We start from the raw sequence: 8,488 nt of genomic DNA, 5'->3' as shown, positions 1-8,488 counted from the left end.
GTCGTATTGCCTTGCTTGAGTACTGTCGGAAGATTCTCTTTAAAACAGTTTATTTTAAAATAAACCACGGTAGAATATATGGTATAAATATGACCCTATAATAGCTAAATACTCACGATTCGTTTTTCAGTAGTGATTATTCTCCTATATCCAGTAAGGGACCCACCAAGTACAATACCTGAGCATTTAAGCCAATGGGTCTTCATTTTATAACATGGAAAAATAAAAAGATGGAATAAAATAAGAAAGGGGGAGAACAAGTCATACATATGACTTGTTCTCCTTTTTGTTCCGCCACTTCAATCATACAGTAAGGTCGAAACTGCTGCTGGGTAGTTCAATTGTCGCATCAAGCTTTTCTTATGAATGCAATTTGACTAAGAAGTATGCCTTTTTCCAAATGCAAAACTAATACAATAACTGCTAAAATGCATTATTTTCATGTGCTCTGATTGTTCTTCTTTATCTAAATAACAATCCAAACATTCTATTTCCTCTTAGAAACAAACTATTAACCTGTTACACGATTATATATCTTTCATATAGTACTATTTCTTTTAATAGAAAGGGTGAAGAAAGAGTGCAATCACCTTGTATCTTAGAATTTGATGGTCAATTCTTCTTAGTCACACTGAAATTGATGATGTAGCTACACTTAGAATCCGTATTTCCGCTCTATTGGCATCAACTTTAATAGGATTAGGATTCCCAGTCTGCGGCGAATAAATCAATTTCCTGGTATTTTCCAGATATCCCACTTCAATAATGCTAGTGGATATTCACAGGTTATAGAAGGGGGATAATTATGATTGTTAGTCAAACCTGGGATCATGAAGTAATTGCAAAATTAAATGAAAATGTTCACAATCTGCATGCAAAACTATATCCGAGGTATTTTAAGGAATATAATTATTGTGCAATGAAAGAAACTTTCGAAAGGTTGGTAAAAAATAATAGTTTTGTTTTTTTAGTTTTAAAAGATCATGAAGAACCAATCGGTTACGCATGGATTGAAATTAAAAACTATCCAGAAAGTGCTTTTAAAAATGAGTATAAATCAGTATATGTGCATCAGCTTAGTATCGTGAAGGTCAAACCCAAAAAGGTTACGGTAAAAAACTAAAAAGCTAATGAACGAGGTCTATGAAATGGCCAAAAAGAACGATATAGATTTAATTGAACTGGATTATTGGTGTGAAAACATTGCTGCAAAAGAGTTTTATAAGAAACAAAGCTTTAAAATGTATAGGGAATTTGCATTTAGACAGTTGTAAATCCTTTGAATGTCAATTTCAAAAGTTGATGGAATGAATAAAAACCCCGAATCGGGGTTTTTAATTAATATCTTAACATTCTCCTCGAAAGACTGGGGGGTTGAGGAACTCCACAAACAAAGCTTTGGCTATAACACTCTTTCACGATAGTTCGGGTATGCGGTATATATGTTGTGAAATGTTTATTCACGGTAGTTGTATGTGTTGGATGAAAAACTGGAATCACGTTGTTAATGACATTAGTTTTAACATTTTGCTTTGTCGGGGAGATTTGAGGTGGATTATACTGAGTAGGCATTCCGTGAGACGGGAAGTATTGTGGTGGACATTGACCGCCTTTCGGATGCCCCCAGGGCTTATTATACATTTAAACACCTCCTGGATTTTTTTGAGAGTCATTGTTAGTTTATGAAAAAAATTGATAAAGGGACTGGTATAGATGCCTTTATCAAAAGTTCATATACATATTAAAATTTTCGATCAATTAAAAAAATGAATAAACATTAATTTAAACGAATTTGGTTAATTGCTTGGCGAACAAATGACTTGTGTCTTTTCCTCCAGCTATTTTCCTTGTTTTTTTCCAAGCCCCATTCAGGAAATTTAGATAACCGTAACGCGGCAAATAATTGCCAGAAGGGTAAGTTTGTAAAATTCAACTCCGGCATCATGGATTTATATTGATGGGTGAAGTCATCCATCGCTTGCATTCCAAAATGATATGAAATTTCGAGTTGACTATTGGCAAGGTCAGCCAAAGGGTCCCCTAAGCTTGAGTCTTCCCAATCAATTATGGAAACTAGTTTATCCTCTTTCCATAATATATTTCCTGGCCAATAATCACCATGAAGGATCACTTTTTTATTCATGGAGGGTAATGGTGTGGAAGATTTTAACAAATCTCTAATCATGCTTAGATTTAATGTTTCTTCCAAGAGTACCCTTTCTTTATTATTTAACATCTCAACATATGTATTTTCTACTTTAGGCAGGAATGATAAAGATAGATCCGCACAATCAACACGATGGATTTTTGCTAGATTGATTGCCAATTGTAAGATATGATCATTAAGATTTGAGGGGGCGAATTCTGACCTACCCTCAATAAACTCGAGAAGTATGCATGGCTTGGAAAATATCTCGCAGGATTGCTCAAGGTAATATGGCGTCGGTACAGGCAAACCGGCAGCTTTCAATATCCCTAAGAGCTGGTGTTCATCTGCTGCAATATTCGGATTCCGTTTCAAGTCATTATCACCATGCTGACGAACGATCATTTTTACGATCCGCCCAGACGATTGTAATAGTTCAAGTCCTGTCACCTGTGCAGAAATACCGCCATTTAATTCCCATGCGCGAATTAGCTTGTTTCCTTGATCAAACTTTTGAACAAATCGTTCAAACTTTTCATTTTCGTTCATCATATGTCATCTCCTAATCCCGTTCATTGTTAAGGAATTTAAGTTCACATTTTCCGATAACTTTCGCGAAAAATTCAAAGGCCTCATTGCTGCAAATTCAATAAATGAAACCAATAGCTTGTTACAGTAATTTAAACAAGTGAGGTGTGCTGAAAATGAAAATTGAAAAATATAAAGTGGATACACCAAAAGGGACGTTACAATATCATATTACTGAAATCGGAAAGCCAAATAAAGTTTTTTAACGGTGGTGCTGGATCGATAGAGGGTTGGATGAAAATCCTCCCGGCAATTTCGGAATCTGCATCAGTATTTTCCTATTATCGTTTTGATGTTGCTGGCAGCGATAAACCGAAGGAAAACCAAGACGGGATAAATATTGTTAATATTTAAGCCCCCGTAGTTATTGGTGGGTATATTTTTGGAAAGGCAGGCGAGATGAAGAATACTATATCTTTTAAAACTTCTTTAATCCGATAGTTATATGTACAAGCATTTGTCCATGCTTAACATAAGGTTAATAGAGGTGATAGAAATGGTGAAAGTATTTATCGATCCCGGCCATGGAGGTACGGATCCAGGCTCGGTGGGGAATGGATTAAGAGAAAAGGATTTAACTTTATCCATTGCAACTCGAATTAAAGATATCTTATTAATAGAATATAATAACGTTTATGTGAAAATGAGCAGGACCCAAGATACGTACCCCTCCTTAAACGATCGTACGAATGCAGCGAACGCGTGGGGAGCTGACTTTTATCTCTCCATCCACATAAATTCCGGCGGCGGAACCGGGTACGAGGATTACATCTATACGTCCACTAACCAGGTCACGAAAACGTATCAAGATCATATTCATTCAGAGGTCATGAAGCTTATCAACATCCAAGACAGAGGACAAAAAACAGGAGATTTACATGTACTTCGTGAAACGGACATGCCTGCACTCCTGTCTGAAAATGGATTTATCGATAATGTCAATGACGCAGCCAAATTGAAAACGGCTTCCTTTATCGAATCACTCGCTCGCGGACATGTAAACGGTTTAGTTAAATGCTTCAATCTTATAAAGAAAAGTATAGCTGTATACCACACTGTCGTTAGTGGGGATACCGTATACTCCTTAAGCATCGCTTATGGCAGTACGGTTCAGCAAATTAAAGATTGGAACGGTCTTGACAGTCAGTACAACATTACCGTAAACCAGAAGTTACGGGTTAAATGAATAATTAATAATTGACTGGTTAAATTATTTATAACTTCCAGAAGCACTCCACGCAGGAAGCCCTTCTCAAAAAGAGAGGGGCTTTTCCAGGTTCAAGAATATATATGTAATGAAATCATCATGTACATTCTACTGTCCTGATTTGTCCATCACTTGGATAATAGTGGAGGGAGTGAAATGTAAACTATGCTTTTTCATATAGACTGACACAAATTTAAATGGATTCTTTGTAATGGCATATAAAAAGCACAAACCATAATGGGTTGTACCTAAAATGTATCAGCAAATAACTGAAGGGAATCTATGTATTGTTGCTCATTAATCCTTTATTTTCCTTTATGTAAAGCAACCCTCGAGATGGATATTAATCATATATTTTAATGGCTTGAACCACTTTTCCTAAAATACGGACTCTATCATTTTTGATGTTATAGGTTTTGTCTTCATAAAAAGGATCCGTGCTGCAGGGAGTGAGTGTGATGTTTTCTTCATTGATATTCACTTTTTTGACTGTAGCATCGTGACCATTTACTAAAACCACACCAATTTTTCCGTTTTCAACGAAGGTTGTTTTTTCAACGAGAATCAGTGATCCGTCACTGAATTCTTCGTTCATGCTATTGCCATTCACTCTAAGGAAAAAATATTCTTTATTCGATTTTAGCATCGAATTTAATGTCGGCATATAGGCTTCAATATATTCATTGGTAAAATGAGGATCTCCAGCAGGGATATTTCCGTAAACACCAATTAATCTTACATTCTTTTCATTTAGGAATTCCACTCCAGGATTATTTCTAACGACAGGTGCTCCTTCAATGAGGTGGGATAGCGGTATTTCAAAGCATGTGGACATCATGCTCAATTTATCCATTAAAGGTTTATTCCTTCCGGATTCCCAGGCCGATACTGCTGTCGGGGCCACTTTTAATATATTTGCCAAATCTTCTTGTGTCATTTTTCTTTCTTTTCTTAACATTTTAATCCGTTCACCAATGTGCATAATTCTTCACCTCTTACTTGAATATACACTATGAGTGAAAGTGAGTAAACTTAAATAGCCTGAATTTTGCGAAAAGTTGTTGGAATCTATACTTCAAGTGTGGTATTATTTTTTTAGACAGGTGGTGACAAGATATGTCAAACATTAAATTCACACTTAAACAAGCGAGGAAGTATAAAGGATTGACTCAAGATGAAATGGCTAAAGTGCTGAAGATGGCCAAGAGGACTTACATTGACTATGAGCAATATAAGATTCCTTTGCGAATCGATAAGGCTTATTTATTTGCTGAATGTGTAGGATTCTCAATCGACGAGATCATTTTTTTTGACCCTAAACTACACTTCAAATGTAGTTAATAGTTCAAGTGTACCAGCGTTTCTTCAACAGACTGACCATTCGCAATGTAAAGTCCAATCAATACAATCCCAACTTCCGTGGTAGAAGATTCAAGGAATGATGGAAAGAAGGTGAACAAAGTGGAAAGGGAAGTTGCAGTAGGAGCTGCTGCCGTTAGCACATATAAGATTGGAAGGAATTTCGTGGAGAGGATATTGAGGATATTATCGTACACAACAGTGTTGTCAATTGGATTATCATTGAAATTATTGATCCTGTTCTCAGGATGAAATACGCGTATGTAGGAGGAAGAGGAGGAAGTACTTTAAGGAGTAAAAATCCAAACTTCTTGATGTTCCTTAATAAAAGGCTGTATGCTGAAATATAAAATAGACGATTGAAATTGAGATCCCACTGAATGACAGCCAATTATTGTAAAAACTTTTATTTACTTAATGTATAGGACGGATTTCAAAACACCATGAATAGGAGCAATTGGACAATGGCAAATTCGAAGGAAAAGTTAATATGGATGAACAAGCCTTTATCCTTTGCAGGATAAAGGCTTGTTTTCATTTTTGTGAACTTGGGGCATTCCAATTTCCTCCGTAAGTTCGTCTTCATAAAATGAAAAAGACTGCAAACCTAAATGAATTGAAAGCGAATCTTCATACTTTATCTCCATTTTTCTAGTTTTTTTCTCCCATCTTTATAAGGATGGCAGGTAATGGTATGCAAAAGTACAATTATATAATAATGAAGGCTATGTAAGTCCCGGGAAGGGGGGCATTGATAATAGGATGAGTTCGAAAAAATACCATTTGGAGGAGATAACAATTGAAAAGGAATGTATTCAAATATGTCGTTTTTCTTGTCCTCATTCTAACCATATTAATTATGGCTAAGCCAGGCATTTCCTCAGCAGGGAAATTGAAGCCGCCCTCCGAATCCTTCAGTCCAGGGGAGTGGTTTCTTGGAAGCATTCCTCCCAATCTTGACAAAGAGAAACCACCTATCGTGTTTGTACAAGGAAGAAACAGCAGTTCAACCAGCTGGTACGGTGAAACGGAATATCATGGGATCAATGATATGTATACCAAGGCGTATGAAGCAGGCTACCAAACGGTTTTTGTTCAGCTTCATGATTCGGCTGGAAATGGATCAGCGAGCCAATATGATAACGGAAGGCTTTTAGCTCAAATGCTTTCAGAAATCAGTAACCATTTCGGGGGCGAAAAAGTAAATATTATAGCTCACAGCAAAGGGGGGACAGACACCCAAGCGGCTCTAGTACACTATGGAGCACACCAATATGTTGGAAGGGTGATCACTTTAGCTTCCCCTCATCATGGTTCTTACCTTGCTGATTTGGCTTATAGCTGGTATGCGGGCTGGCTTGGTTCCCTATTAGGTCAAAAAGATGATGGAACTTATTCTTTACAAGTTGGTAAAATGGCGGAATTTCGTTCTGTCACGGATAACCATGTTAACTCTCGTAAAAACATGTATTTCACTGTGGCAGGCATGAACAGAGGCCCGGTTCTTTCAGCTTTATCAATGGGTGGACAATATTTATCTTCTTATGGGGAAAATGATGGTCTAGTAAATGTATGGAGTACAAAAATACCTTACGCAACACATTTATTTACGGATCCAAACTTTGATCACGACAATATCCGAGTCGGTTCAGCTGTATTTTCAAGAATTGAACCCTATTTAAGGAGTGCTACCACCGCTGGGATCCCTGGATTTAATGTCAATTATAAAGAACGAGTTGAAGATGATGTCATTACAACCGCACTTGCTCAAACCGTTATGGGTGATGCCCTGAAACAAAATGTTTGGAATGAACAAAGTTTCCATGTAAATGAATCAGCCCCGGGTAATATAACCATATATACAGCCTCAGATGATGTCGAGGTTGAATTGATTTCTCCATCAAATAAAAAATATTCACCTTCCTTAAAGGTTAATTCAGCCCAAAATGAAACTTCCTTTTTTAATGGTGCAACCATCCGGGCATTCAATAGAAACAACCTCGAAATCGGTGACTGGAAGGTGCGAATGAAGACTAAATCGCCAAAAGACGCCTACCTGTTCACAGCTCAATTTAACGAAAAGAATCCCATTACATTAAGTATGGCCGGAAAAGTTAAGCAAAAAGATGCAAAATTTTTAATAAAGAATCCAATGAATGATAAAAAAACGCCAAACAGCACAACTTTTTTGGTTCGCTTAGTAGATGAAACCGGTAATGAAATTAGTGAGAAAAGCTCAATTAAGGTACTGGAGACCGAAAATTTTACTGGTACCCTTCCAGAAGTGCCTAAGTCAGGTGTTTATAATGTAACCATTGACGTCAAGGAAAAAAATGTGGATGGCACTGAAAGAACCCGGACTTTGGTTCGTTCGGTCTATATCGAGAAATAGTGAAATGCCTTCTTATTGAGAAGGTATCAAATTCGAAGGGAAGTCAGTTTGAGTACGGTTTTTTTCTAAAAGAACATTCAGTTTTTCTTTTAAAATCATGGTTCTGGATAAGTGCATTTCGAACCTCTTTTTTACCGATTAATACCTTTATTTAATTGAAAAGGTATTTTGTGGGTAATGTATAATGGTATGGTTAACATGAGAGTTTGTTATTCAGCCAAAGGATTAAGGTCGCAATTGTTAATTTAGATATTGATTTAACGGATGCTCGATGGGGCTAGAAGCCAGTCGGGCTTGTGGCAATACAAGAGATTGATGAATTGCAGCGAGACAACGGGTTTAATCTGTCTTTTGATAAGATTCTCTATAAGACAAAATACCTGTTTTAAGTGCAGCATAATTGCCAATGCTTGCATAGCCATAAAACCAGCCCATGAAAATCCCTGCAACCAAGTGATGACGATGACTGATGAAAATGGAAATGAACAAGCCAAGACCCAAAGCGATGGTAGGGATGAATTTTGGGCGAATATGAAACATGACCTTAATTAGTTGAGTAAGAATCATGATGATAGGAATGGCTATTACTGCATCCCAAAAGTTTGTATGGATGGTTGGGAAGTCCATAATTTCACCACCTTAAATAGAAGTATTCAAAATTAATTTTTACTTTTTATCAAGGCTTTATACTATAATAAAAAAATTCATATTTAAAACTAATATATCAAAGGTTATGCAACCAGGTTTTGAAGATTTTCAGAGTTCAATTTTAAAGCCGTCAATCCATATAATTATA

Annotated in this window: 11 protein-coding genes; 6 read left to right on the top strand and 5 right to left on the bottom strand. The window is 36.6% G+C overall.

Annotated features, from left to right (window positions below):
* Window positions 1-805 precede the first annotated feature (805 nt).
* Together ACFVSH_RS19830 and ACFVSH_RS19825 are read left to right on the top strand one after the other, a co-directional pair.
* Window positions 806-1,123 (top strand): hypothetical protein, encoded by a 318-nt coding sequence (locus ACFVSH_RS19830; protein ID WP_387707448.1) that lies wholly within the window; start codon window positions 806-808, stop codon window positions 1,121-1,123.
* Between the two features lie 25 nt (window positions 1,124-1,148).
* Window positions 1,149-1,274: a hypothetical protein gene (locus ACFVSH_RS19825; RefSeq protein WP_387595309.1), complete on the top strand. Its 126-nt coding sequence runs from the start codon at window positions 1,149-1,151 to the stop codon at window positions 1,272-1,274.
* A 64-nt stretch (window positions 1,275-1,338) separates the two neighbouring features.
* Here ACFVSH_RS19825 and ACFVSH_RS19820 read toward each other — a convergent pair whose 3' ends face one another.
* Together ACFVSH_RS19820 and ACFVSH_RS19815 are read right to left on the bottom strand one after the other, a co-directional pair.
* Entirely contained in the window at window positions 1,339-1,572 is a 234-nt protein-coding gene (locus tag ACFVSH_RS19820; RefSeq protein ID WP_387707452.1) for a CotD family spore coat protein, read from the bottom strand.
* A 205-nt stretch (window positions 1,573-1,777) separates the two neighbouring features.
* On the bottom strand, window positions 1,778-2,698 hold the full coding sequence (locus ACFVSH_RS19815; RefSeq protein WP_387707447.1) for an aminoglycoside phosphotransferase family protein: 921 nt from the start codon (window positions 2,696-2,698) through the stop codon (window positions 1,778-1,780).
* Between the two features lie 159 nt (window positions 2,699-2,857).
* Here ACFVSH_RS19815 and ACFVSH_RS19810 point away from each other — a divergent pair, with 159 nt between their 5' ends.
* Window positions 2,858-3,088, top strand: a complete 231-nt coding sequence (locus ACFVSH_RS19810) for a hypothetical protein (RefSeq protein WP_387707445.1) — start codon at window positions 2,858-2,860, stop codon at window positions 3,086-3,088.
* 142 nt (window positions 3,089-3,230) lie between these two features.
* Window positions 3,231-3,920 (top strand): N-acetylmuramoyl-L-alanine amidase family protein, encoded by a 690-nt coding sequence (locus ACFVSH_RS19805; protein WP_387595320.1) that lies wholly within the window; start codon window positions 3,231-3,233, stop codon window positions 3,918-3,920.
* A 364-nt stretch (window positions 3,921-4,284) separates the two neighbouring features.
* Here the strand turns inward: ACFVSH_RS19805 and ACFVSH_RS19800 are convergent, their stop codons facing one another.
* Complete coding sequence (locus ACFVSH_RS19800) at window positions 4,285-4,923, bottom strand: LexA family protein (protein WP_387707443.1); 639 nt, start codon at window positions 4,921-4,923, stop codon at window positions 4,285-4,287.
* A gap of 134 nt (window positions 4,924-5,057) precedes the next feature.
* Here ACFVSH_RS19800 and ACFVSH_RS19795 point away from each other — a divergent pair, with 134 nt between their 5' ends.
* Window positions 5,058-5,282: a helix-turn-helix transcriptional regulator gene (locus ACFVSH_RS19795; protein ID WP_387595325.1), complete on the top strand. Its 225-nt coding sequence runs from the start codon at window positions 5,058-5,060 to the stop codon at window positions 5,280-5,282.
* Here ACFVSH_RS19795 and ACFVSH_RS19790 read toward each other — a convergent pair.
* A complete protein-coding gene (locus ACFVSH_RS19790; protein WP_387707441.1) occupies window positions 5,279-5,497 on the bottom strand; it encodes a hypothetical protein in 219 nt (72 codons plus the stop codon). The genes ACFVSH_RS19795 and ACFVSH_RS19790 overlap by 4 nt on opposite strands.
* Window positions 5,498-6,159: 662 nt before the next feature.
* Here ACFVSH_RS19790 and ACFVSH_RS19785 point away from each other — a divergent pair.
* On the top strand, window positions 6,160-7,692 hold the full coding sequence (locus ACFVSH_RS19785) for an esterase/lipase family protein (protein ID WP_387707450.1): 1,533 nt from the start codon (window positions 6,160-6,162) through the stop codon (window positions 7,690-7,692).
* Between the two features lie 339 nt (window positions 7,693-8,031).
* Here ACFVSH_RS19785 and ACFVSH_RS19780 read toward each other — a convergent pair whose 3' ends face one another.
* A complete protein-coding gene (locus tag ACFVSH_RS19780; protein ID WP_192204344.1) occupies window positions 8,032-8,319 on the bottom strand; it encodes a hypothetical protein in 288 nt (95 codons plus the stop codon).
* Between the last annotated feature and the right edge of the window lie 169 nt (window positions 8,320-8,488).

This window comes from Peribacillus sp. NPDC058002, from assembly GCF_042886655.1.
GTDB classification, from domain to species: Bacteria; Bacillota; Bacilli; order Bacillales; family DSM-1321; genus Peribacillus; species Peribacillus aracenensis.
The sequence above is the reverse complement of the archived record's forward strand: the minus strand, read 5'-3'. Positions and strand labels throughout refer to the sequence as shown.